This window comes from Nonomuraea sp. CA-218870, assembly GCF_050936535.1.
GTDB lineage: Bacteria > Actinomycetota > Actinomycetes > Streptosporangiales > Streptosporangiaceae > Nonomuraea > Nonomuraea corallina.
Genome location: NZ_JBNJMN010000001.1, coordinates 3,027,659 through 3,049,997 on the forward strand (window position 1 = coordinate 3,027,659; position 22,339 = coordinate 3,049,997).

A 22,339-nucleotide genomic window follows, 5' to 3' on the forward strand; every position below is an offset into this window, starting at 1 on the left:
CGGGCCCTCCGTCCCTCTCCCTCAGGTCAGGGGGAGAGGGACGGCCCCGGCTGACGCTCACCCGACGTACGGCGGGGTGTGCCTGAGCTCCATGCGGGCGATGGTGCGGCGGTGGACGGCGTCGGGGCCGTCGACGATGCGCAGGGCCCTGGCCCAGGCGTAGAAGTAGGCCAGCGGGGTGTCGTCGGAGATGCCGGCGGCGCCGAACAGCTCGATCGCGCGGTCAATGACGGCACAGGCCATGGCCGGCGCGGCGACCTTGATGGCGGCGATCTCCTTGCGTGCGCCCTTGGCGCCGTTCTGGTCGATCTTCCAGGCGGCGTCGTAGACGAGCAGCCGGGCCTGGTCGATGTCGATGCGGGACTGCGCGATCGCGTCCTGCACGTTGGCCTGGTCGGCGAGGCGCTTGCCGAAGGCGACCCGGCTCTTGGCGCGGTCGACCATGAGGGCCAGGGCGCGCTCGGCCATGCCGATGGCGCGCATGGCGTGGTGGATGCGGCCCGGCCCCAGCCGGGCCTGGGAGATCAGGAAGCCGTCGCCCTCTCCGGCGAGCAGGTTGGCCGCGGGGACGCGGACGTCGCGGAAGACGATCTCGGAGTGGCCGTGCTGGTCCTGGTAGCCGAAGAGCGGCAGGTGCCGTTCGATGCTGAGACCCGGGGTGTCGCGGGGGACCAGCACCATCGACTGCTGACGGTGGGTGTCGGCGTCGGGGTCGGTCTTGCCCATCACGATGAAGATCTCGCAGCGGGCGTCGGCCACGCCGGTGATGAACCACTTGCGGCCGTTGATGACGTACTCGTCGCCGTCGCGGACGATCCGGGTCTCGATGTTGGTGGCGTCCGAGCTGGCGACGTCGGGTTCGGTCATCGCGAACGCCGAGCGCATCCGCCCGTCCAGGAGCGGCTCCAGCCACCCTTCACGCTGCTCGGGAGTGGCGAACAGCTCCAGGGTCTCCATGTTGCCGGTGTCGGGCGCCTGGCAGTTGATGGCCTCGGGGGCGATCACCGGCGACCATCCGGAGATCTCGGCGACGGCGGCGTACTCCAGGTTGGACAGCCCCGACAGCTTGGGCAGGAAGAGGTTCCACAGCCCGCGGCGACGCGCCTCGGCCTTGAGGTCCTCCATCACCGGAGGGTGCTCGTGCGGCCCGTGCTCGGCGAGGTACGCCGCCCACACCGGCTCCGCGGGGAACACGTGGGACCGCATGAAATCCCACATCTCATCGCAGGTTCGCCGAGCCTTGGGGGAGAGGGCGAAATCCATCTCAATGCTCCTTCAGATGGTCGAGTCCTTCGGCGCCCAGCCGGAGGACGAGGTCGTCCAGGTCGCCGAAGTCCTGCCCGCCCATCGCTCCCGCTCTGGAGCGTACGGAGACGCCCTGGGCGATGACGGCGAACTTGAAGCGGGCGAACGCCAGGTACCACGTCATGTCGGTGAGGTCGACCCCTGCCGTGGTGGCGTACCGGTCGAGCATCTCGGCGCGGGTGGGGAAGCCCGGCAGGTGCGAGACGCCGGGGATCAGGCTGATGCCGTCGTCGCCGGCCTCGCGCCAGTAGAGCATCAGCAGGGCGACGTCGCTCAGCGGGTCGCCGAGTGTCGAGAGCTCCCAGTCGAGGACGGCGTTGATCCGCCCGGGATCGGCCGCGTCGTAGATGACGTTGTCGGCCCGGAAGTCGCCGTGGACGATCGTGGCTCGCTGCTGATCCGGCACGCCGGCTGCCAGGCGCCGGGCGAGCTCCTCCATCTCGGGGACCTCGTGGGTGCGGCTCTTCTCCCACTGGCCGGACCAGCGGCGGACCTGGCGCGCCATGAAGCCGGCCGGGCGGCCGTAGTCACCGAGGCCGACCGCCGTGCAGTCGACGGCGTGCAGGGCGGCCAGCGTGTCGGCGAGGGCGAACGCCATCGCCCGCCGCTCCTCGGACGTCCGCGCCCAGCCGTCGGGCAGCCGGTCGCGGACGACGTGGCCGGGCACCTTCTCCATCACGTAGAACGGGACGCCGATCAGGCCGCCCTCGTCGACCAGCACGACGCGGGGCACCGGAACCGCCGTCCCGGCCAGCCCGCGCTGGACCCTGGCCTCGCGGGCCATGTCGTGGGCGCTCGGCAGGAGCTCGCCCGTCGGCGGCCGGCGCAGGACGAGCTCGCCCGCGTCGCTCCGCAGGATGAAGGTCAGATTGCTCTTCCCGCCGACGACGAGCTCCGCGGCGCACCTGCGCCAGCGGTCGTCCTCGGTGGTCTTGGCCAGGGCGGGCGCGAGCCGGTCCAGAGCGATCAGCTCGGCGGGGTCGATGCTGCTCATGGCCGTATGGTACCGAACGACCGTTCAGCTCTCCAGCAGGGGCATCTCATAGAAAGGGGCAGTTCACTACTTGTGGTCGCGTAGTCTGTTCGGTATGGCTGAACATACCCCGGGAGCCGCCGTACGGGCGGCGCGGCTCGCGCGCGGGCTGAGCCTGCGCGCCCTGGCGGCCCGCGTCGGCGTCAGCCCGGCGACGATGAGCGCCATCGAGACGGGACGCACCCCGCTGACGGTCGACCGGCTGGTCGAGGTGGCACAGGTTCTCGAAGTTCCCCCGGCACGCCTGCTGGCCGACGCCGGCGCCCCCGCCCCCGCCCCCGCTCCGGCTGCGGCCGCTACCGTCGCCGGCCCCGGGGGAGGCGACTGGCGGTCCTTCGGGGCGCTGGCGCTCGGCCCGGTGCTGACCGCGGCGCTGCGGATCTTCGTGGCGCGTGGCTACCACGCCGCCACGATGCGCGAGGTCGCCGCCGAGGCCGGGCTGAGCGTGGCGGGCGTCTACCACCACTACGCGAGCAAACAGGACATGCTGGTACGGCTGCTCGACCTGACCATGGCCGACATCCGGTGGCGGCTGCTGGCCGCGCGTGACGCGGAGGAGAGCGAGCTGGGACGGTTCGCGCGGATGGTCGAAGCGCTGGCGCTGTTCCACGCGCTCCGCGGCGATCTCGCCTTCCTCGGCGCGAGCGAGATGCGCAGTCTCGCGCCCGGAGAGCGCGTCCGGATCGCCGCGCTGCGCGACGAGGTCCAGCATCTCCTCGACGAGCAGGCGGAGCGGGCGGTGGCCGCGGACGGCGGGAAACCGGTGGACGTGCGGACCGCCACCCGGGCCGTCGCGACGATGTGCACCGCGCTGCCGTCGTGGTTCCGCCCCGGCGGCCCGCTGTCGGCGCGGCAGGTGGCGCGGCGGTACGCCGACTACGCGGTCGCGCTGCTGCGGACCGGTTGACCGGGCCGGGCCGGGCCGGGGCCCGGCCGATCGGCCGCACCGCTCAGGCGGAACCCCCGGCGACCAGCAGCCCGCCGTCGATGGTGAGGACCTGGCCGGTGACCCAGGCGGCGTCGTCGGAGACCAGGTAGGCCACGGCGCCGGCGACGTCCTCGGGGGTGCCGAGGCGCTTCATGGGGTAATGCCGGCCGGTCTCGGTCTCCTTGCCCTCGTACAGCGCCCGGGAGAATCGCGTTCTGATCACCGCCGGTGAGACGGCGTTGACGCGCACCCGTGGCCCGAGTTCCGCGGCGAGGGTCCGGGTGAGGTGGGACACGGCGGCCTTGGAGACGCCGTACATCCCGATCCCCTGCGACGGCACCTCCCCGGTCACCGAGGAGACGTTGACCACGCAGCCCCCGGCCTGGCCCAGGCCGTGGACGACGGCCTCCTGAGTCCAGGCGAGGGCGCCCAGGACGTTGACCTCCATGGTCTTGCGGGCGACGGCCAGGTCGAGGTCGGCGAGCGGGCCGTACGCAGGATTGATGCCCGCGTTGTTGACCAGCACGTCGAGCCGGCCCCACGCGGCCAGCACGCGGGAGAACACCTCGGACCGGTGCGCCGGATCGTCGGCCCTGCCGGCCACGCTCAGCACCGAGCCCTCCGGGAAGGACGCCGCCGCCTCCTCCAGAGGCTCCGGCCTGCGCGCTGTGACGCACACCCGCGCGCCCTCGGCGACGAGCCGTCGCGCGATCGCCAGGCCGATGCCCCGGCTGGCCCCGGTCACGATCGCGACGCGCCCCGCGAGCCTGTCCGTCACCGCGTTCGGCCCGGTCACTGTTCCGCTCCCGTGGCTCCGTGGTCCCGCAGGACGTTGCGCCGGATCTTCCCCGTCTGCGTCTTGGGCAGGTCGGTGACGACGTGGATCGCGCGCGGGCACTTGTAGGCCGCCAGCCGTTCGCGGACGAAGGCGATCAGCTCGTCCGCACCGGCCGACTCGCCGGCCTTGAACGACACGTACGCCACGACGACCTCTCCCCGGTAGTCGTCCGGCTGCCCCACGACCGCCACCTCGTGCACCGCCGGGTGGGTGTAGAGCGCGTCCTCGACCTCGCGCGGCCACACCTTGTAGCCGGAGGTGTTGATCTGATCCTTGAGCCGGTCCACCAGGTAGACCCAGCCCGCCGCGTCCATGATCGCCCCGTCGCCGGTGTGCAGCCACCCTCCGGGCATCGTCGACGCGGTCGCCTCGGGCTGCCGCCAGTAGCCGGGCACCACCTGCGGCCCGCGCAGCACCAGTTCGCCCTGCTCGCCGGGTCCGACCGGCAGGTCCGAGGAGTTCACCACCCGTGCGTCCAGCCCCGGCAGCGGCACGCCGATCGACAGCGTCCCACTGGCCTCGTCCACCGGCGCCTCCGTGCCCAGCGGCACGGCGATCACCGCCGAGGACGTCTCGGTCATCCCGTAGACGTTGTGGATGTAGACGCCGAACCGCTCCCGGAAGCGGTCGATCGTCGACGGCGGGATCGGCGCGCCGCCGCTGTAGACCGACCTCATCGACGCGAAGTGCCGCCGCGACGCGTGCGGCAGCTGGTAGATCGCGTTGAACGCGGTGATCGACCCCACGGTGAACGTCACGCCGTGCTCGACGAAGGTCTCGATCGCCACCTCGGGGTGGAACCGGCCGGCCAGGACGAGTACGGCGTCGTGCAGCATCGCGATGGCCGCGTTGATGACCGAGCCGGTGATGTGGAACAGCGGCGCCATGGCGTACACGGCGTCGCCGGGCCGCAGGTCGATCCAGGAGGCGAAGGCGCCGGTGACGGAGAGCACGTTGCCGTGCGTGTTCATCGCGCCCTTCGGCGGCCCGGTCGTGCCGGAGGTGTAGGTCAGGAGCGCGACGTCGTCAGGTGTCAGCTCCGGCGGCTCGACGGTGGCGCCGCGGAAGGTCTCGATCAGTTCCTCCAGGTCTCCGTCCGCGGCAGGAGTCCTCCGTTCGGTGTCGCTGAACACCCGGGAGTCGTCGCGGCTCTGGAAGGCCGCCGGAGAGGTGCTCACCGTCCAGTGCGCCGAACTGCCGGACAGCGCCTCGGCGACCTCCCGTACGTCGGCGTCGGAGCACACGATCCCGACCGCGCCGGAGTCGTCGACCAGCCGCCGCAGCTCCTGCCCGCGATACATCGGGTTGAGCACCAGCGCCGTCGCCCCGAGCTTCCACAGCGCGAGGAACGACAGCGCGAACTGAGGGATGTTCTGCAGGTAGATCCCCACGCGGTCACCCCGCCGGGTGCCGAGCGAGCGGTACGCCGCCGCGAGGGCGTCGGTGGCCTCGTCGACCTCCCGGACGGTCATGGCGGCGTCGAAGTACGCGATCGCGCGGGCGTCCGGCTGCCGCCGCACCCGCGCGCGCCAGGCCTCGGCGAGCGAGGCGTGGCCGGCGGGTTCCGCCTGCGAGACCGCCTGTGGATAGAGAGCCGTCCAGGGCCTTTCGTTCATCCCGCTACCTCCCCGGCTGATGACGCCGACTGAGTGACCGTTCGGTCGGTGATACATATCATGGAGCCCCCGGTCCTCATCAAGGCCCTGCGCCGAAGCCGCCCCAGTGGTGCCGGGCTCCTGGCTACGCCGGCGGGCGCAGCAGCAGCCGGACGATGTGCTCCACCCGCTTGTCCTGGAACGCCCGCGCCCAGGCCCGCTGCCCCATGCCGGCCACGATCGTGGCGTCGTGCTCCAGCGGGAAGTAACACATCCCGATCAGGCTCAGGAAGAGCTGTTCGGGGGCGTCCTCCGCCTCCACCACCCCGGCCCGCGCCAAGATCCGGATCATCCGCTCGGCGAACCTCTCGGAGTGCCGCGGCTGCCCCTCTCGACGGCCGATGCGCTCCAGCGCGTCCCGCGTGAGCAGCGAGACGAAGGCCGGGTTGTCGAGCAGGAAGTCCACGTAGCCGCCGACCAGCCGGCGCAGCGCCGCCTCCCCGTCGTCCGGAGACTCCTCCAGCAACCGCTCCGCCTCGGTCGCCACCGCCTCAAGCGCCGCGTCGCGCCGTGCGAAGACCCGTTGCAGCACCTCGTGGTACAGGTCCTCCTTGGAGCCGAAGAAGTAGCCCGGCAGGCCCACCGAGACGTAGGCCTGCTCGGCGATCGCCGCCAGAGAGGCACCCTGAAAACCTGACTCGGCGAAGAGCCGCTCCGCCGCGTCAAGGATCGCGATCCGTGACCGCTCCGCGTCGCGGATCCTCCGGGTCCGCTTGCCGGGCGTTCCTGGCGCAGGCGTCTCCCGTGTCGTCTTCATCCTCGTCCTATGGGTCGTGTGCTTCCCTGTCGGGGATCCGCCGCGCCGTCGCCGGGCGGTGGATCTCGCTCGGCCAGCCTAAGGGTCGCAAGGGCCGTTGACCTGACTTCTACCCAAAACTAGTTGTGCATGTAGTAAGTACTACCGCTATCGCAACTTCTCGGCTAATGTCCAGCGTCACGAGCCTGAAGACGCGCCAGAAGGCCGCCAGTCAGTGCTGTATGAGTGTTCAGTTCCAGGACTTGCTGTCTAGGCGTTCAGTTCCGGGACGGTGGCACGGACCGAGCCGGTCGGCATCCTCCCGTGCGAGCGGATTCCTGGACGGCACCCCGAGGAGGATCGAGTTGTTCACCATCGAGCCGATGGTCGTGGCCTACGGACCGCACCGCGAGAAGAGCCGCTTCACCTACATGCACAATGCGGGCGTCGCGATCGACGTGCCCTACGTCTCCTGGCTGGTCCGCGGGCAGGGCTTCGCCGCCCTGATCGACGTCGGCTGCAGCGCGCGGGACTACCACGAGCACATCCGCCCGGTCGACCGGGAACTCGTCCACGTCGGCCAGGTCTTCGCCGACGTCGTCGACGTCAAGCCGATCGAGTCCCACCTGCGCGAGCGCGGGATGAAGCCCTCCGACATCGACGTCACGGTCCTGACGCACCTGGACTGGGACCACTGCATGACCATGGAGCCCTTCGGCGACAGCGAGATCCTGGTCCAGCGCCGCGAGTGGGACAACACCCCGTCCCACGAGATGTTCGCGACGTCGTTCGCCCCGGCCGAGTATTACCAGCGCGTCGAGGAGATGGGCCTGACCAAGCTCGACGGCGACCACCAGATCGCCGAGGGCTTCGACCTCATCCTCACCCCCGGCCACACCCACGGCGGCCAGTCGGCCGTCATCAAGACCTCCGAAGGCACCTTCGTCATCGCCGGCATGTGCGTGCTCAAGGAGAACTTCTACCCCTCGGAAGAGGAGTCGGAGCACTTCAAGGTGATCCCGCCCGGTGGACACACCGACCTGTTCGAGGCGTACGACCAGATGATCCGCATCAAGGAGATCGGCGGCGACAACGTGCTGCCGCTCCACATGAGCGAGGCCTTCGACATGGCTCGCATCGGCACTTTGCCCGAGTGATTCCCCCCAGCCACTCATAGGGAGCCGTGGATGCCGGCTTCCGGATCAAGGAGATCCGATGAGGAAGAAGATTCGCACGTTCGTGGCCTGCTCTGCCCTCCTGGCCCTGTCGGCCTGCGGCCTGGGCGACTCCGGGGCCGGTGACGGCGGCGAGACCATCAAGATCGGGACCCTGTTCTCCGTCTCGGGAGCCGGCGCGAAGCTCGGCGACAAGATGCGCAAGGGCGCTGAGCTTGCCGTCGAGAAGGTCAACGCCGAAGGCGGCATCGACGGCAAGAAGATCGAGTGGGTCTTCTACGACCCGGCCGGCGACACCTCCACCGCCGTGCAGCAGACCAACCGGATGCTCGACAGCGACGGCGTGGAACTCGTCGTCGGCGGTGGCGGCTCGTCGGGCATCGCCCTGGCCATGGCCCCCATCACCAGCGGCAAGGGCATCGCCTTCATCGCCACCGAGGGCGCCCGCCAGATCGTGGAGCCGGCGGCGGACCACCCGCTGACCTTCAAGACCACCTTCAACGACACCGTGATGATCGAGAAGCTGATCGACTACTGGAAGTCCAAGGACGTGACCCGGGTCGCGTTCATGCCGGACACCTCCAGTTTCGGGCAGTCGGCCCAGGAGGAGCTGGAGCGGCTCGCCCCCCAGGCCGGCATCGAGGTGTTCACCGCGGCCTTCGACCCGGCCGCCAACGACCTCACCCCCCAGGTCAAGCGGCTGGCCGGGAACGACCCCCAGGCATTCCTGGCCTGGACCATCCAGCCGTCGGGCGTGACCTTCCTCAAGAACGTCCGCAGTGTGCTCTCCGACCGCGACGTCATGGTCATGCACGGTTTCGGCTTCGTCGACGACCGCTACATGCAGCAGGCCGGCGCGGCGGCCGAGGACACGATCCTGGTCTCGCCCAAGCTGCCGATCTGGGACAAGATCGACGGCGGTGACCAGCAGAAGGCGGCGATGGAGTCCTTCGCCTCCAGCTACGCCGCCAAGTACGGCGGGGAGCAGCCGAACGTCTACGCGGGCCAGGCCTACGACGCGATGATGGTGGCGTTCGAGGCACTGCGCGCCACCGGCGGCGACCCCGACGGCGCGAAGGTCGCCAAGGCGATCGAGTCCCTCGACTCCCACATGGGCGTGACCGGCGTCTTCAAGTTCTCTCCCGACGACCACAGCGGGCTCACCGTCGACGACGTCGCCGTCGTCCGGTGGGACGGTTCGCGGTTCGTTCCCGCGGAGTGAGCATGGAGACCGGTCTCTTCATCCAGGTCCTGCTCTCGGGGCTCAGCGTGGGCGCGATCTACGCGATCGTCGCCCTGGGCTTCGGCGTCATCTTCAACGCCACGGGAGCCATCAACTTCGTGCAGGGCGAGTACGTCATGGTCGGCGGCCTCAGCGCCGCCATGCTCTACGAGGCGTGGGACGTCCCCATCGCCATCGCGATCCTGACCGCGATCGCCATCACCACCGTGCTCGGGCTGCTCACGGAGATGGGGCTGCTCGGCTTCGGCCGCCTGCGGACGCCGGCAAGCATCACCATCGCGACGATCGCGATCGCGGTGATCGTCAAGGGCGCGGCGATGCTGATCTCGGTCCGCGACACCTACGCGCTGCCCTCCGTGCTCGGCTCGGAGCCGGTGCAGGTCCTCGGGGCCTCCACCAGCCGGCAGACGATCCTCAACCTCGCCCTCGCCGTGCTGGTCGTGGTGGCGCTGACCCTGTTCTTCCAGCGCACCAAGCTCGGCACCACGCTGCGCGCCGCCGCGGGCGACTCCGAGACGCTGCAGACGTTCGGCGTCTCCTTCCGCACCACCGCGCGCTGGGCGTTCGTCATCGCGGCGGCCCTCGGCGCCCTGGCAGGCGCCGGGCTGGCCCCGCTGACCGTGATGTCGTTCGACTCCGGAACCCTGCTGGGCCTCAAGGGGTTCGCCGCGGCGATGCTCGGCGGCCTCGGCAACCCGCAGGGCGCGCTGGCGGGCGGCCTGCTGCTCGGCATCGCGGAGGCGGTCGTGGCGGGGTACGGCACGTCGGCGTACGCGGACGTGGTGGCCTTCGTGGTGCTGCTCGCGATCCTGACGCTCAAGCCGACCGGCATGTTCGGCACGGCCCGGGCGGTGCGCACATGATCAGCCGCCTCACGGCCTCCCCACGTCTCCTGCGCAGGACGAACTCCTGGGAGCTGTGGATCACCATCGGTCTGCTGCTCCTGCTCCCGATGCTGATGGCGACGGACTACGCGCTGCACATCTGGACCCGGATGGCGATCTACGTGATCCTGCTGACCGGTCTGAACTTCATCAACGGCATGGCCGGGATGATCTCCCTGGCCCAGGCGGGATTCTTCGGCCTCGGCGCCTACGCCGCCGGCATCGCGGCGGCACGCTACGGGGTGCCGCCGGTGCTCGCGCTGGTCATCGCCCCTGTGGTGGTCACCGTCGTGGCGCTGCTGGTGGGCATGATGTCGATGCGCCTGAAGGAGATCTACTTCAAGATGGCGACCCTGGGCGCCGGGTTCGTTCTCTTCCTCCTCTTCGGGCGGATGGTCGAGCTCACCGGCGGCCCCAACGGTCTCGTCGGCATCCCGCCGTTCTCAGTGTTCGGCTTCGCGTTCACCGAGAACATCGTGAAGTACGCCTTCGCCGCGGCCCTCGCCATCATCGGCGCGATCGTGGCGCACAACCTGCTGGTGTCGCGCACCGGCCGGGCGCTGCGGGCCTACGGCGCCTCGGAGCCGGCTGCCCTGGCCGTGGGCGCCAGCCCGTTCAGGCTGCGCCTGCTCGCCTTCGGCCTGAGCGGCTTCTACGCCGGCGTCGCCGGGGCGCTGGAGGCCTTCGACTCCCGCTTCATCAGCCCCTCCACCTTCGACTTCATGATGGCCGTCCTCCTGGTCGTCGCCCTCGTGCTCTCCGGGGCCGGCCGGATGATCGGCCCGATCCTGGGCGCGCTGCTGCTCACGGGCATCGAGGTCTTCGCCGCCGACTACGCCGACTACGAACCGCTGATCATGGGCGTGATCTTCCTGGTCGCCGTGCAGCTCTTCCCCCGCGGCCTCGCGGGCGAGCTGGCCGCGCGCCGGGAGGACCGCCGCGAACGAGCCAAGCGTCAGGCGGCCGAGGAGGCCCGATCGGGCGAAGGGGCGGTGCGGGCATGAGCACGGCTGATGAGCGTCACGGCCTGCGGGTCACGGGCGTTTCCAAGGCCTACGGCGGTCTGCAGGTGCTGAAGGACGTGACCCTGCGGGCGCCCGCGGGATCGATCACCGCGGTGATCGGGCCGAACGGCGCAGGCAAGAGCACTCTGGCCAACGTCATCTCCGGCTTCGTCACGCAGGACGAGGGCCAGGTCTTCGTCAACGGCGTCGAGCTGCCCGCCGGCAAGGCTGGCACCCGCGCGACCCACCGCCTGGGGCGGACCTTCCAGAACCTGGAGGTCTTCACCGGCATGACGGTGCTGCACAACGTCGTGATGGGGGCCTACTCCCGCCAGAAAGGCAGCCACCTGGGCGACCTGATCCGAGGCCCCCGTACGAGGCGCAACGAGCGGGAGGCGGAGGAGTCCGCCCGCGCTCTGCTGCGCAGGTTCGACCTGGAGCACCGGGCCGACTCGCTGGTGGAGTCGCTGCCCTTCGGCGAGGCGAAGCTCGTCGAGATGGTCCGCGTGCTCGCGATGGAGCCCGAGGTGGTCGTCCTCGACGAGCCGGCCGCCGGGCTGCCCCCGGCCAGCGCCATGCCACTGGCCCGGACCATCGCCGGGATGGCCGCGGAGGGCATCGGCGTGCTGCTCATCGAGCACAACATGAAGCTGGTGATGAGCATCTCCGACCGGGTCATCGTCCTGGACCAGGGGCAGGTGCTGACCGAGGGGTCGCCCAGCCAGGTGCAGCAGGACCCGAGAGTGATCGAGGCCTACCTGGGTCCCGGTCACGCCAGGAACGAGGAGCTCCCGCTATGAGCGACACGCACACCGCGGACGACCGGGGCGAGGGCCTCGTCGTGGACGGGCTGACGGTCCGCTACGGCCGCGTCGAGGTCGTCCACGAGGTCAGCTTCCGGGCACGGCCGGGCCAGGTCACCTGCCTGGTCGGCAACAACGGCGCGGGCAAGACGACGACGATCCGCGGCATCCTGGGGCTGCAGCCCAGCCGGGCGGGCAAGGTGACGTTCCGGGGCAGGTCCCTCGCCGGGCTGCCCACCCACGCCATCGCCCGCCACGGCATCGCGCTCGTACCGGAGGGCCGCCGGGTCTTCGCCGACCTGACCGTACTGGAGAACCTCCGGATGGGCGCGGTGCGGCGCCCCGGCGGCTGGAAGGACGGCGCGAAGCTCGACGAGGTCTTCGACCTCTTCCCCGAGCTGAGGGAGCGCATCACCGGCAGGGCCGGCCTGCTCTCCGGCGGCCAGCAGCAGATGCTCGCCATGGGACGGGCGATGATGGCCCAGCCCGAGATGCTCGTCCTCGACGAGCCGTCGATGGGACTCAGCCCGGTGCTGGTCAACCGCATCTACGAGGCGCTGGTCGCGCTGCGCTCGCAGGGCTACACGATCCTGCTGTCGGAGCAGAACGCCAACCTGGCCCTCGACCTGGCCGACCACGCCTACGTCCTCGAAACCGGACGGATCGTCGAGGAGGGCGCGGCCGCCGAACTCGCCCGCTCCTCCAGGGTGCAGGCAATCTACCTAGGAGCGTGAGGATGAACGACATCTATCTTGAGCCGACGGCCCTGGCCGGGCTGCTCGACCGGCCCGGCGTCCGCGTCGTCGACACCCGCGCCTCGCTCGCGGACGGGCCCGCCGGCCGCGACCTGTGGGCCGCCGGCCACATCCCCGGCGCGGTGCACGCCGACTGGATCGAGGACTGGGGCGCCACCGTCGACGGCGTCGAGGGCATGCTGCCCGAGCCGGAGGAGTTCGCGAAGGCCATGTCGCGGCTGGGCGTCGACCATGACACCCTCGTGGTCGCCTACGACGACAACTCCCTGTTCACCGCCTCCCGGCTGGCCTGGGCACTGCTGCACAACGGCCACCAGAGGGTCGCGATCCTCGACGGCGGGTTCCCCGCCTGGCAGCAGGCCGGCCTGCCGGTCTCCACGGACGAGGCCGACGGCCGTCCCGAGCCGCGCCGCTACCGCCCCGGCACCCCGCAGGGGCTTCGCCGGGAGATGGCCGACATCCGCGCCCTGCTCGGCCGCGACGACGTCACGCTGGTCGACTGCCGGATGGAGGAGACCTTCTCCGCCTCCGAGGGGCGGATCCCCGGCGCCCGCCGGCTGCCCTCCCCGACCCTGATCGGCGAGGACGGCCGCTTCAAACAGGGTGAGCAGGTGGTCCGGCTGGCCGAGGCCGCCGGCGTGGAGAAGGAACGTTCCACGGTTCTCTACTGCGGCGGCGGAGTCTCGGCCGCCGCCGTGCTCATCGCCCTGCGCAACGCCGGCTACGACGACGTCGCGCTCTACGACGGCTCGTGGTCCGAGTGGTCCCGGCACGCCGACAACCCCATCCAGAGGCACGCATGAATCAGCAGAAGGGCCCGGCGCCGCTGGGCTCCTACGTCCAGACCATGACCGTCAACGGCCTGTGCTTCGTCTCCGGACAGGTGCCGGTCGGCCGGGACGGCGGCCACCCGCCCGCCGACGACCTGGCCGCCCAGGCCGAGCAGGTCTTCGCCAACCTTCAGGACTGCCTGGCCGACGAGGGCCTGGCCATGTCCGACGTCGTGTCGATCACGACCTACCTGCGGGACATCGCCGACGGCCCCGAAGTCACCGCGGTCCGGAACCGCTTCTTCGCCGGCCATCGGCCCACCAGCACCGTCGTCGAAGTCTCCGGGTTTCTGGATCCGGCGTGGCGCCTGGAGGTCCAGGCGATCGCCGCGGCCCGCCCGCCCGGCCTGTAGTGACAGAGGAGCCAGCGTGCGCATCGACAACCAGTTCATCGTCCCCGCGGACGCCGAACGAGCGTGGGACTTCCTCACCGACCTGGCCCGGGTGGCGCCCTGCGTGCCCGGCGCCACGGTGGAGTCCATCGACGGCGGAGCGTTGACCGGACGGGTGGCGCTCCGCGTCGGCCCGATGAACATGACCTACGCCGGTGACGCCAGGTTCGTCGTCAAGGACGACGTCGACAAGGTCGCCACCATCGAGGTCAACGGGCGCGACGGCCGCGGCGGCGGCTCGGTGAAGGCCAAGATCAAGGCCGGCCTGACCGAGGTCCCCGGCGGCACCCAGGTGACCCTGTCGACCGACCTGGGTCTCACCGGCCGGGTCGCCCAGCTGGGACAGGGCCCGATCAACGACCTGAGCTCGAAGCTGATGCGCCAGTTCGCCGACTGCCTCGCCTCCCGGATCGAGGCGCAGGCCCCCGCCCCGGCCCTCGCCGCGGCCGCCCCCGCGACACCGCCGGCTGAGCCGATCAACCTGCTCGACGGCTCCCTGCTGCCCACGAAGAAGATCGCCGGCGTGGCCGCGGGCGCGGTCGCCCTGGCCCTCGCCGTACTGCTGGGCCGGTGGCTCGGAAGGAGGGAGACCCGCTGATGGCCGACGTGCTCACCACCATGGCCTACGAGCGGGCCCGCAGTGTCCCGGAGGCGCTCACCCTGCTCGCGGAGGGAGGCGAGGACACCCGTCCGATCTCGGGGGGCCAGAGCCTGGTGCCGATGATGAACCTCGGCCTGGCGGCGCCCGCGTTCCTGGTCGACGTGTCCGGCATCCCCGCGCTGCGCGCCATCCGCGTCGAGGAGGGCGCCCTCGTCATCGGCGCGGCGGCCACCCACGCCGACCTGACCACCGACCGGCTGGTCGCCGAGCACGCGCCGCTGCTCGCGATGGCGGCGGCCCACATCGGCAGCCCGCGGATCCGCAACCGCGGCACCATCGGAGGCTCCGTCGCCCACGGCGACGCCGCGGCCGAACTGCCGGTGGCCTGCCACGTGCTGGAGGCCGACTACCGGGTGGAGAGCCTCGCCGGCGCGGCCTGGCGCCCGGCCAGGGGTTTCTCGCTGGGTTACTACCAGACCGACCTCGCCCCGGGTGAGCTGGTCACGGCGGTACGGGTGCCGCTGCGTCCCCGCCATGGCTGGGGCTTCCACGAGTACTCCCGCCGAGCCGGTGACTTCGCCCTGGCCTCCGCGGCCGCAGGCGTCGCGCTGGACGGCGACCGGATCGCGAGCGTGGCCATCGCGGTGACCGGAGCCGCCGACCGGCCGCTCCGGCTGGAGGCGGTCGAGCGGCGGCTCACGGGCGTCGCGGTCGCGGAGGCCGAGCGGGTGGCGGCCGGTCTGGCCGACGACCTGGACATCGCGGACGACCCGTACTGCAGGGGTTCGGACCGGGCCCGGCTGATCGAGGCGATGGCGGTGCGGGCGCTCAGGGACGCCTGCGCCGACGCGAGGAGGGATGAGGCATGAGCGACGTCGAGACCCGGATGACCCTCAACGGCAGGGAGGTCACCGGCCGGGCGCCGGCGGACACCACGCTGGTGCGCTGGCTGCGCGAGCGGGCCCACGCCTACGAGGTCAAGGAGGGCTGCAACGAGGGCACCTGCGGGACGTGCACCGTGCTCGTCGACGGCCGGTCGGCGACCGGCTGCACGACCCTGGCGGTCCAGGTCGACGGCGCGCGGGTGGAGACCAGCGCGTCCTTGGCCGACGGCCAGGAGCTCGGCCCGCTGCAGTCGGCGTTCTGGGAGACCGGCGCGGCCCAGTGCGGCTTCTGCACGCAGGGGATGCTGATGTCGGCCGTGGAACTGCTCCGTTCCGGCGAGGAGGTCACGCCCGCCACGGTGCGGGAGCACCTCCATGGCAACCTCTGCCGGTGCACCGGCTACCAGGCGATCGTCGACGCCGTGGTCAGAGCGGCACAGGAGGGGATCACCCGATGACCGAAACGGTTGCGCACCGTACCCAGGAGACGACCCGCGTGGTCAACACGGCGGTCAAGCGGCAGGACTCGCGCGAGAAGCTGCTCGGCAAGACCCGCTACGCCGGTGACTTCGACATCGCCGGGCAGCTCTACGCCCGGCTGGTCCGGTCGCCGCTGCCCTCGGCGCGGATCGTGTCCAGGGACGCGTCCGCCGCGCTGGAGGTGCCCGGCGTGGTCGCCGTGTTCTTCGGTGAGGACGTGCCCAACAACGAGATCCCGGCCAACACCGCCGGGATCAAGGGGCGGCCGCTGCCACCCTCCTGGGTGCTGGCCACGACCCGGGTGCGCTACCACGGCGAACCGGTCGCCCTGGTGGTGGCGGAGAACCTGCGGGCGCTGGCCGCGGCCGAGGCGCTGGTGGAGGTCGAGTACGACGCGCTCCCGGTCGTCTCGGACCCGGAGGCCGCGCTGGAGGCCGGTTCGGCGGAGGTGCACGAGGGCGGCAACCTGCTCAGCGAGTGGAACATCGACCGCGGGGACGTCGACAGCGCGTTCGCCGAGGCGCCGGTCGTGGTGGAGGGCCGCTACGAGGCGCAGGTCGTCGACCACGCCTACTTGGAGCCGGAGACCGGCATCGGGTGGCTGGACGACGAGGGTGTGATCAACATCAAGGTCTCCACGCAGGAGATCGAGCACTACCGGCGGATCGCGCACGTCGTGGGCCTGCCGGACGCCAAGGTGCGCGTGCAGGCGCCGTACCTCGGCGGCGGTTTCGGCGGGAAAGAGGACATGACCGTCGAGCCCTACATCGCGCTGGCGGTGCAGCGGACCGGCAGGCCGGTGAAGATGACCTGGAGCCGCGGGGAGTCGCTGACCGCGCGGGCCAAACGGCACCCCGTGCGGATGCGCTACCGGACCGCGGCGACCGAGGACGGGCGGCTGCTGGCCCACGACATCGAGATCGTCTCCGACGCCGGCGCCTACCCGCTGCTGAGCGGTTTCGTTCTGCTGTACATCACACTGAACGCGGCCGGGCCCTACCGGTGCGACAACGTACGGGTGCGCTCACGAGCCGCGTACACCAACAACACGCCCGGTTCGGCGTTCCGCGGATTCGGCGGGATGCAGCCGGTGCTCGGCTACGAGGCGCAGATCGACAAGGTCGCCGACGCCACCGGCAGGGACCGGATCGAGGTCCGCAAGCGCAACGCCTTCAAGGCAGGCGACCGGATCCCCGCCGGGCAGCGGATCGAGACCGCGGTGTGGCTGCCGCAGTGTCTCGACGCGGTGCTGGAGGCGATCGGCCCGCGCCCCGAGCCGTCCTCTCCCGAGCACCGGGTGGGTCTGGGCGTGGCGTGCAACGTGCAGCCCTACGGGCGGGTGGCGTGGATGAACGACTCCGCCTCCGCGTGGGTGGGATGCGAGCGCGACGGCGGCGTCGTGGTCCGCTGCGGCGTGCCCGACGTGGGCGGCGGCCAGGTGTCCTCGCTGGCGCAGATCGCCGCGGAGGTGCTCCACGTGCCGGTCGAGAACGTGACGGTCCACTTCGGCGACAGTGCCCGCACTCCGCTGGCGGGGCGGACCACGGCCACCCGGCAGCTCTACATGTCCGGCAACGCGGTGCTGACCGCCGCCCGTGAGCTGCGCGCCCAGCTGGTGGAGGGCGTGATGAAGGCGACCGGCCTGGCCGAGCGCGACCTGACGCTGGCCGAAGGCGGCGTGATCACGCCGGACGGGGTGGTGCCGCTTCCCGAAGTGGTCGCGATGTGCATGGCGAACGGCGTGGCGATCAATGCGATGAGGACGTACTTCGCGCCGACGGGGAAACCGGTGACCCAACTGGTCGACGCCGAGCGGATCGTCCCCGACTTCACCTTCGGCGCCCACGCGGCCTACGTCGAGGTCGACACGCGGACCGGCCAGGTCCGGCCGCTGCGCTACGTCGCCGCTCACGACGTGGGACGGGCGATCAACCCGCTCAGCGTGCGCGGGCAGATCGAGGGGGCGATCGTCCAGGGACTGGGATACGCCCTGTCCGAGCGCATCGTGTACGACGAGGGCGTCAACCTCACCGGCGCCTTTTACCAGTACGCCATCCCGACGGCCGCCGACTGCCCCGAGATCGAGGTGAAGATCCTGGAGTCGGGCGAGGGCGTGGGCCCGTTCAACGCCCGCGGCATCGGGGAGCCACCGATCGGACCGTGCGCGGCCACGATCGCCAGCGCGGTCGAGGACGCCGTCGGCGCCCGGCCCACCACCTTGCCGATGCTCGCGGAACGGGTGCTGGCCTGCGTCGACGAAGGGAGCCGGGCATGACGGCGAACGGCTTCGACGGGCGGCCGGCGGCCCCCGGGGTGTCGGTCGTCCCGATCGACACCCCGAGCCTCGGGGACCGCAGCTACCTGGTGCACGACGGATCGGTGGCGTTCGCCGTGGACCCGCAGCGCGACATCGACCGGGTGCTGGAGCTGCTGGACCGCGACGGCCTGTCGTTGACGCACGTCTTCGAGACCCACATCCACAACGACTACGTCACGGGTGGAGCGGCGCTGGCGAAGGAGACCGGCGCGGCCTATCTGCTCAACGGCAGGGACCAGGTCGCCTTCGACCGGGAGCCGCTGCACGACGGCCAGCGGCTCGGGATCGGTGACCGGCTGCGGGTGGAGGTCGTGGCGACACCTGGGCACACTTTCCACCATCTCTCCTACGTGCTGCACGACCAGCGCACGGAGCGGAAACTGGCGGTCTTCTCCGGAGGGTCGCTGCTGCACGGCTCGACGGGACGGCCCGACCTGCTGGGCCCCGAGCACACCGACCGGTTGGTCCGACTGCAGTACGGCTCCGCGCGGCGGCTCGGCGAGCTGTTGCCGGACGACGCGCTCCTCTACCCGACGCACGGGTTCGGCTCGTTCTGCGCGGCCACCCAGTCGAACGCCGCGCAGTCCACGATCGGGACGGAGCGGGCCGTCAATCCCGTGCTCCTGCATGACGAGGACACCTATGTCCGTCAGCTGCTGGCAGGGCTCGGCGACTGGCCCGCGTACTACGTCCACATGGCTCCACTGAACAGCGCCGGTCCGGCTCGGCCCGATCTGACGTACCCGCGCGAGGCGACGGCGGAGGAGATCCGGCGCCGCATCGACGCGGGGGAGTGGGTGGTGGACCTGCGGAACAGGACGGCCTTCGCCGCCGGCCACGTGCCGGGCAGCCTCAGCTTCGGGCTGGACGGCTCGTTCGCCACCCACCTGGGCTGGCTGATCGACTGGGGGACCCCGATCACCCTGCTGGGGGAGTCGCCCGAGCACATCGCGCAGGCGCAGCGTGAGCTGGTGCGGATCGGGATCGACCGCCCGGCGGCCGCCGCCACCGGGCGTCCCGAGCAGTGGACCGGGCAGGTGGCCGCCTTCGGCCAGGCCGGCTTCCGCCACCTCGCCGAAGCGCTGAGGGAGCGGGCGGCCGTGGTTCTGGACGTGCGCAGGACCGAGGAGTTCGACGCGCGGCACATCACGGGCGCGGTGAACGCTCCCCTGCACGAGCTGCGGTCACGCATCCCGGAGCTGCCCGAGGGCCGGCTGTGGATCCACTGCCAGAGCGGCTACCGCGCCTCGGTCGCGGCGTCGCTGCTCGCCGCGGCCGGCCGGGACGTGGTGGCGGTCGACGACCACTTCGACCGGGTCGCCGACGCGGGACTGCCGGTGACGAGCGCGGCGGCATGACCTTCGCCGCCGTATCGGTGCTCTCCGTGCTGGTCGGCGTCGCGCTCGGAGCCCTGGGAGGTGGCGGATCGATCCTGATGGTGCCGATCCTGATCTACGCCGCCGGGCTGGAGCCGAAGCAGGCGATCGCCACCTCCCTGCTGGTGGTGGGCGCCACCTCGGCCGCCGGGCTGGTCACCCACGCCCGCGCGGGCCGGATCCGGTGGCGTACGGGGACGCTCTTCGGCGTCAGCGGCATGATCGGCGCCTTCGCCGGCGGCATCCTCGGCGGCCACCTTCCCGCACGGCTGCTGCTGGCCGGCTTCGCGCTGATGATGATCGCCACCTCCGTCGCGATGCTCCGCGGCCGGCGGCCCGAGCGGGCGCACACCCGCGACGACGTGGCAGGCGTCCGCGCCCTGACGGACGGCCTGGTGGTCGGGCTGGCGACCGGCATGGTGGGCGCGGGCGGAGGGTTCCTCGTCGTCCCCGCTCTCGCGCTGCTCGGCGGGCTGCCGATGGCGGCCGCGGTCGGCACCTCCCTGCTCGTGATCGCGATGAAGTCGTTCGCGGGCCTCGCCGGCTACCTGACCAGCGTCTCCATCGCCTGGGACCTCGCCATCGGGGTCACCGCGGCCGCCATCCTCGGCAGCGTGCTCGGCGGCAGGCTCGCCGGCCGGATCCCCGAAGCCCGGCTGAGGCGCGTCTTCGGCTGGTTCGTGCTCGCGATGGGGGCGTTCGTGCTGCTGGAACAGGCTGTCCCGGCATCCTGAGCACTCCCTGCGCGGCGGTCGCGTTCAAGCACTGATCAACGGGTCGCGCTCTGTCGGTGACACGGCTCGGCCGCTCGCAGCAGGTGCGGGTGCAGGAGTTCGGCCCGCTGCCGGGGCAGTCCGCCCGCCCGGGCGGCGTCGGTGAGCGCGGCCGTGACCCAGCCGGTGTCCACCAGCGCGCCGTCGGGCCGCCTGACCAGCGGCTCGTCCCCGTTCCGCCCGGCGCACTCCGCCCCGAGCAGCGGGCGGACCCGCTCCGGGACCGGGTACGCCACCCGGCCGTCCCCCTCCTCGCGCAGGACGACCACGACGAGCGGGTCGGCGCCGGGCAGGACGTGGACGTCGCGGGTGACCAGCGCGGCCAGCGCGTCCGGGGTCGCGCCGGTGGCCTCCAGCAGCGCGACGGCCAGGGCCTCGGTGCGCCGCCCGTCGCCGGCCAGCCGCGCGACCCCTCGCCGCAGCAGGCGCCGTTCCTCCGGGGTGAGCCGGGAGGTGCTGTTGGTGAGGCGCTGGGCGTGAACAGCGCCGCTCCGCGCGGCGTACGCGTAGAAGGAGGCCAGCGTGGCCCGCCTGCCGGCGACGGTCGCCGGAGCCAGGGGCCTGCCGCCTCCGGCGCCGGTGGTGAGGGCGGCGTAGCAGTAGGCGTCCAGGTGGGCGCCGGAGGCGGCGAGTGGTTCGAGGTCCGGTTCGGTCGCGTACAGCCAGCGCAGCCACGAGGTCAGCACCCGCAGGCAGGTCCGCCGCCGGGCCGCGGACGGCCGGTCGTCGAGCCAGCCCGCGACCGCGCGCCGGGTGATCGGGTCGAGCGCGTCGACCGGCTCGCCGTCCCGCGGGCGCGGTCGCTCCAGCTGTCCGACGGCGGTCAGCTCCCTCATCAGGCGAGCACCGCCGGGGCGAGCGGGGAGATGTCGTACGCCGTGGAGACGCCGGAGCGCCGGAGACGGCGGCCCGTGCCTGAGGAACCCATCACGAGCTAGATCATCCCACGATCCGGCAGGCGGCAGCAGGGGCGACGACGTGTTCGTCGCTCTGGCCGCCCGCTGACCGAACCCCGACCAGGAAGACCAGGAAGACCTTCCCATGACGACCACCGCCGTACCCGTCCCGCGTACCCTGCCGGTGACCCTCGCGGCGATCGGCCGGTCCACCCGAGCGATCCTGCGTTCCCCGGCACTGCTGATCGCCCCGCTCGCCCAAGCGCTCTTCTTCCTCGTCGTCTACGCCGGCCAACTCGGCGCCGTCGGCAGCGGCTACCTGGCCGGCGGCAGCTTCATCGCGTTCCTGCTCCCGCTGATTCTGCTCACCGGGGCCGCGACCGGCGCGGGCGCCGCCGGGAAGCTCCTCCTCAGCGACATCACCAGCGGGTACCTCGACCGGCTGCGCCTCGCGCACGGCAGCTCGCCGGCGCGGCGCTCATCGGTTTCCGGCCGGGCGACTGGGCCGGGCTCGGCGGCATGATCCTGGTGCTGATCACGCTCAGCCTCGGGATCGCCCTGCTGAGCATCGCCGTCGCCATCCGGACCGCGTCCGCCGCCGGCACCGGCCTCGTCCCGCTGGCCGTGTTCGGGCTCTCATTCTTCACCGGGTTCTTCGCCCCCGTCGACGAACTCTCGCCCTGGATGCGCGCCGTGGCGACGGTCAACCCGCTGAGCTACGTGATCGACGCGGCCCGCCAGCTGGAGAGCGGCGGCGCGCTCACGGCGTTGCCGGTCGCGCTCATCGTCCTCGGTACGCTGGTAGCCGCCGGGGTGGCCGCCTGCGCCCTCGCCTCCCACCACGCACGGAGAAACCGATGAGCCCTGCCCCCGACACCCGGACGCAGATCATGGACGCCTTCGCGCGGCAGCTGGCGACCTCCGGTTACCTCGGCGCCTCGCTGATCGACGTCGGCCGCGCTGTCGCCATCCGCCGGCCCTCGATCTACCACCACTTCCCGGACGGCAAGGAAGAGGTGTACGCCGCGGTCGCCATGAGGTTCATCGAGGAGGCGCACGAACGCATCGCCACGGCGATCGCGACCGAAGGCACCCTGAGCGACAAGCTCGCCGCTCTCGTGGCGGCCTCGGCCGGCCACGCGCACCCCGTCTCGTTCGAGCAGCGCGTCTACGAGGCGCTGGACCACGTGTCCGACGAGACCAGGGCCGCCGTTTCCGGCCAGTACGTCGCCCGGCTCCTCGACCCGGTCGTCGGCCTGTTCGCCGACGCCGTCGCGGCGGGGGAGGTGACCGGCGATCCGGGATTCCTGATGAACGCGTTCCTGCACCTCGCCCGCGCGACCGACCTCATGGAGACCCCCGACCGGGCTTCCCGCATCGTCGAACTGTTCCTGAACGGCGCCAGAGCCCGGTAAGCCCTTCACGGTCACG

24 protein-coding genes are annotated in these 22,339 nt (G+C 71.7%); 18 read left to right on the forward strand and 6 right to left on the reverse strand.

Annotated elements, in window-relative coordinates; translation table 11 throughout:
- Positions 1–57: 57 nt before the first annotated feature.
- Positions 58–1,263 carry an acyl-CoA dehydrogenase family protein gene (locus ACQEUU_RS14740; protein WP_433065716.1) on the reverse strand — a complete coding sequence of 402 codons (1,206 nt, stop codon included), beginning with the start codon at positions 1,261–1,263 and terminating at the stop codon, positions 58–60.
- 1 nt (position 1,264) lies between these two features.
- Entirely contained in the window at positions 1,265–2,299 is a 1,035-nt protein-coding gene (locus tag ACQEUU_RS14745; protein WP_433065719.1) for a phosphotransferase family protein, read from the reverse strand.
- A gap of 94 nt (positions 2,300–2,393) precedes the next feature.
- Here ACQEUU_RS14745 and ACQEUU_RS14750 point away from each other — a divergent pair, with 94 nt between their 5' ends.
- On the forward strand, positions 2,394–3,245 hold the full coding sequence (locus ACQEUU_RS14750) for a TetR family transcriptional regulator (RefSeq protein ID WP_433065722.1): 852 nt from the start codon (positions 2,394–2,396) through the stop codon (positions 3,243–3,245).
- A 43-nt stretch (positions 3,246–3,288) separates the two neighbouring features.
- Here ACQEUU_RS14750 and ACQEUU_RS14755 read toward each other — a convergent pair whose 3' ends face one another.
- From ACQEUU_RS14755 to ACQEUU_RS14765, 3 genes are all read right to left on the reverse strand, one after another.
- A complete protein-coding gene (locus ACQEUU_RS14755) occupies positions 3,289–4,044 on the reverse strand; it encodes an SDR family oxidoreductase (RefSeq protein WP_433071844.1) in 756 nt (251 codons plus the stop codon).
- A gap of 14 nt (positions 4,045–4,058) precedes the next feature.
- Positions 4,059–5,720 (reverse strand): class I adenylate-forming enzyme family protein, encoded by a 1,662-nt coding sequence (locus ACQEUU_RS14760; protein ID WP_433065724.1) that lies wholly within the window; start codon positions 5,718–5,720, stop codon positions 4,059–4,061.
- Positions 5,721–5,844: 124 nt separating this feature from the next.
- Positions 5,845–6,516, reverse strand: coding sequence for a TetR/AcrR family transcriptional regulator (locus ACQEUU_RS14765; RefSeq protein ID WP_433065727.1), 672 nt, complete (start codon positions 6,514–6,516; stop codon positions 5,845–5,847).
- 344 nt (positions 6,517–6,860) lie between these two features.
- On the opposite strand from ACQEUU_RS14765, the gene ACQEUU_RS14770 reads away from it, so the two are divergent.
- From ACQEUU_RS14770 to ACQEUU_RS14835, 14 genes are read left to right on the forward strand one after another with little or no spacing between them, the layout of a single operon-like run.
- Positions 6,861–7,652, forward strand: a complete 792-nt coding sequence (locus tag ACQEUU_RS14770) for an MBL fold metallo-hydrolase (RefSeq protein WP_433065729.1) — start codon at positions 6,861–6,863, stop codon at positions 7,650–7,652.
- Positions 7,653–7,710: 58 nt separating this feature from the next.
- Positions 7,711–8,892 carry an ABC transporter substrate-binding protein gene (locus ACQEUU_RS14775; RefSeq protein WP_433065732.1) on the forward strand — a complete coding sequence of 394 codons (1,182 nt, stop codon included), beginning with the start codon at positions 7,711–7,713 and terminating at the stop codon, positions 8,890–8,892.
- Between the two features lie 2 nt (positions 8,893–8,894).
- Positions 8,895–9,776 (forward strand): branched-chain amino acid ABC transporter permease, encoded by an 882-nt coding sequence (locus ACQEUU_RS14780; RefSeq protein WP_433065735.1) that lies wholly within the window; start codon positions 8,895–8,897, stop codon positions 9,774–9,776.
- Positions 9,773–10,801, forward strand: a complete 1,029-nt coding sequence (locus ACQEUU_RS14785; protein WP_433065738.1) for a branched-chain amino acid ABC transporter permease — start codon at positions 9,773–9,775, stop codon at positions 10,799–10,801. Before ACQEUU_RS14780 ends, ACQEUU_RS14785 begins: the two co-directional genes overlap by 4 nt.
- Entirely contained in the window at positions 10,798–11,601 is an 804-nt protein-coding gene (locus ACQEUU_RS14790; protein WP_433065741.1) for an ABC transporter ATP-binding protein, read from the forward strand. The genes ACQEUU_RS14785 and ACQEUU_RS14790 overlap by 4 nt, the downstream gene beginning before the upstream one ends.
- Positions 11,598–12,338, forward strand: a complete 741-nt coding sequence (locus ACQEUU_RS14795; RefSeq protein WP_433065744.1) for an ABC transporter ATP-binding protein — start codon at positions 11,598–11,600, stop codon at positions 12,336–12,338. Before ACQEUU_RS14790 ends, ACQEUU_RS14795 begins: the two co-directional genes overlap by 4 nt.
- A gap of 2 nt (positions 12,339–12,340) precedes the next feature.
- Positions 12,341–13,162, forward strand: coding sequence for a sulfurtransferase (locus ACQEUU_RS14800; protein WP_433065747.1), 822 nt, complete (start codon positions 12,341–12,343; stop codon positions 13,160–13,162).
- Positions 13,159–13,542, forward strand: a complete 384-nt coding sequence (locus ACQEUU_RS14805) for a RidA family protein (RefSeq protein ID WP_433065750.1) — start codon at positions 13,159–13,161, stop codon at positions 13,540–13,542. Before ACQEUU_RS14800 ends, ACQEUU_RS14805 begins: the two co-directional genes overlap by 4 nt.
- Before the next feature lie 16 nt (positions 13,543–13,558).
- A complete protein-coding gene (locus ACQEUU_RS14810) occupies positions 13,559–14,179 on the forward strand; it encodes an SRPBCC family protein (RefSeq protein ID WP_433065752.1) in 621 nt (206 codons plus the stop codon).
- On the forward strand, positions 14,179–15,051 hold the full coding sequence (locus ACQEUU_RS14815; protein ID WP_433065754.1) for an FAD binding domain-containing protein: 873 nt from the start codon (positions 14,179–14,181) through the stop codon (positions 15,049–15,051). The genes ACQEUU_RS14810 and ACQEUU_RS14815 overlap by 1 nt, the downstream gene beginning before the upstream one ends.
- The gene (locus tag ACQEUU_RS14820; RefSeq protein WP_433065757.1) at positions 15,048–15,524 is read left to right on the forward strand and encodes a (2Fe-2S)-binding protein; all 477 of its coding nucleotides are present in this window, start codon (positions 15,048–15,050) and stop codon (positions 15,522–15,524) included. Before ACQEUU_RS14815 ends, ACQEUU_RS14820 begins: the two co-directional genes overlap by 4 nt.
- A complete protein-coding gene (locus ACQEUU_RS14825) occupies positions 15,521–17,821 on the forward strand; it encodes a xanthine dehydrogenase family protein molybdopterin-binding subunit (protein WP_433065760.1) in 2,301 nt (766 codons plus the stop codon). The genes ACQEUU_RS14820 and ACQEUU_RS14825 overlap by 4 nt, the downstream gene beginning before the upstream one ends.
- Positions 17,818–19,221: an MBL fold metallo-hydrolase gene (locus ACQEUU_RS14830; protein ID WP_433065763.1), complete on the forward strand. Its 1,404-nt coding sequence runs from the start codon at positions 17,818–17,820 to the stop codon at positions 19,219–19,221. The genes ACQEUU_RS14825 and ACQEUU_RS14830 overlap by 4 nt, the downstream gene beginning before the upstream one ends.
- On the forward strand, positions 19,218–19,973 hold the full coding sequence (locus tag ACQEUU_RS14835; RefSeq protein WP_433065766.1) for a sulfite exporter TauE/SafE family protein: 756 nt from the start codon (positions 19,218–19,220) through the stop codon (positions 19,971–19,973). The genes ACQEUU_RS14830 and ACQEUU_RS14835 overlap by 4 nt, the downstream gene beginning before the upstream one ends.
- 35 nt (positions 19,974–20,008) lie before the next feature.
- On the opposite strand, the gene ACQEUU_RS14840 is transcribed toward ACQEUU_RS14835, so the two are convergent.
- On the reverse strand, positions 20,009–20,848 hold the full coding sequence (locus ACQEUU_RS14840; RefSeq protein ID WP_433065769.1) for a hypothetical protein: 840 nt from the start codon (positions 20,846–20,848) through the stop codon (positions 20,009–20,011).
- Between the two features lie 205 nt (positions 20,849–21,053).
- Between ACQEUU_RS14840 and ACQEUU_RS14845 the strand changes: the two genes are divergently transcribed.
- Genes ACQEUU_RS14845 through ACQEUU_RS14855 form a run of 3 tightly spaced genes read left to right on the forward strand, consistent with a single transcriptional unit; the run spans position 21,054 to position 22,323 of the window.
- Positions 21,054–21,431, forward strand: coding sequence for a hypothetical protein (locus ACQEUU_RS14845; RefSeq protein WP_433065772.1), 378 nt, complete (start codon positions 21,054–21,056; stop codon positions 21,429–21,431).
- Positions 21,428–21,769, forward strand: coding sequence for an ABC transporter permease (locus ACQEUU_RS14850; protein ID WP_433065775.1), 342 nt, complete (start codon positions 21,428–21,430; stop codon positions 21,767–21,769). The genes ACQEUU_RS14845 and ACQEUU_RS14850 overlap by 4 nt, the downstream gene beginning before the upstream one ends.
- Entirely contained in the window at positions 21,766–22,323 is a 558-nt protein-coding gene (locus ACQEUU_RS14855) for a TetR/AcrR family transcriptional regulator (protein WP_433065778.1), read from the forward strand. The genes ACQEUU_RS14850 and ACQEUU_RS14855 overlap by 4 nt, the downstream gene beginning before the upstream one ends.
- Positions 22,324–22,339: the final 16 nt, after the last annotated feature.

Coding starts and splice junctions, on each gene's coding strand:
- ACQEUU_RS14740 (WP_433065716.1), bottom strand. CDS start 1,263: ATGGATTTCGCCCTCTCCCCCAAGGCTCGGCGAACCTGCGATGAGATG.
- ACQEUU_RS14745 (WP_433065719.1), bottom strand. CDS start 2,299: ATGAGCAGCATCGACCCCGCCGAGCTGATCGCTCTGGACCGGCTCGCG.
- ACQEUU_RS14750 (WP_433065722.1), top strand. CDS start 2,394: ATGGCTGAACATACCCCGGGAGCCGCCGTACGGGCGGCGCGGCTCGCG.
- ACQEUU_RS14760 (WP_433065724.1), bottom strand. CDS start 5,720: ATGAACGAAAGGCCCTGGACGGCTCTCTATCCACAGGCGGTCTCGCAG.
- ACQEUU_RS14765 (WP_433065727.1), bottom strand. CDS start 6,516: ATGAAGACGACACGGGAGACGCCTGCGCCAGGAACGCCCGGCAAGCGG.
- ACQEUU_RS14775 (WP_433065732.1), top strand. CDS start 7,711: ATGAGGAAGAAGATTCGCACGTTCGTGGCCTGCTCTGCCCTCCTGGCC.
- ACQEUU_RS14780 (WP_433065735.1), top strand. CDS start 8,895: ATGGAGACCGGTCTCTTCATCCAGGTCCTGCTCTCGGGGCTCAGCGTG.
- ACQEUU_RS14785 (WP_433065738.1), top strand. CDS start 9,773: ATGATCAGCCGCCTCACGGCCTCCCCACGTCTCCTGCGCAGGACGAAC.
- ACQEUU_RS14790 (WP_433065741.1), top strand. CDS start 10,798: ATGAGCACGGCTGATGAGCGTCACGGCCTGCGGGTCACGGGCGTTTCC.
- ACQEUU_RS14795 (WP_433065744.1), top strand. CDS start 11,598: ATGAGCGACACGCACACCGCGGACGACCGGGGCGAGGGCCTCGTCGTG.
- ACQEUU_RS14800 (WP_433065747.1), top strand. CDS start 12,341: ATGAACGACATCTATCTTGAGCCGACGGCCCTGGCCGGGCTGCTCGAC.
- ACQEUU_RS14805 (WP_433065750.1), top strand. CDS start 13,159: ATGAATCAGCAGAAGGGCCCGGCGCCGCTGGGCTCCTACGTCCAGACC.
- ACQEUU_RS14815 (WP_433065754.1), top strand. CDS start 14,179: ATGGCCGACGTGCTCACCACCATGGCCTACGAGCGGGCCCGCAGTGTC.
- ACQEUU_RS14820 (WP_433065757.1), top strand. CDS start 15,048: ATGAGCGACGTCGAGACCCGGATGACCCTCAACGGCAGGGAGGTCACC.
- ACQEUU_RS14825 (WP_433065760.1), top strand. CDS start 15,521: ATGACCGAAACGGTTGCGCACCGTACCCAGGAGACGACCCGCGTGGTC.
- ACQEUU_RS14830 (WP_433065763.1), top strand. CDS start 17,818: ATGACGGCGAACGGCTTCGACGGGCGGCCGGCGGCCCCCGGGGTGTCG.
- ACQEUU_RS14835 (WP_433065766.1), top strand. CDS start 19,218: ATGACCTTCGCCGCCGTATCGGTGCTCTCCGTGCTGGTCGGCGTCGCG.
- ACQEUU_RS14840 (WP_433065769.1), bottom strand. CDS start 20,848: ATGAGGGAGCTGACCGCCGTCGGACAGCTGGAGCGACCGCGCCCGCGG.
- ACQEUU_RS14845 (WP_433065772.1), top strand. CDS start 21,054: ATGACGACCACCGCCGTACCCGTCCCGCGTACCCTGCCGGTGACCCTC.
- ACQEUU_RS14850 (WP_433065775.1), top strand. CDS start 21,428: ATGATCCTGGTGCTGATCACGCTCAGCCTCGGGATCGCCCTGCTGAGC.
- ACQEUU_RS14855 (WP_433065778.1), top strand. CDS start 21,766: ATGAGCCCTGCCCCCGACACCCGGACGCAGATCATGGACGCCTTCGCG.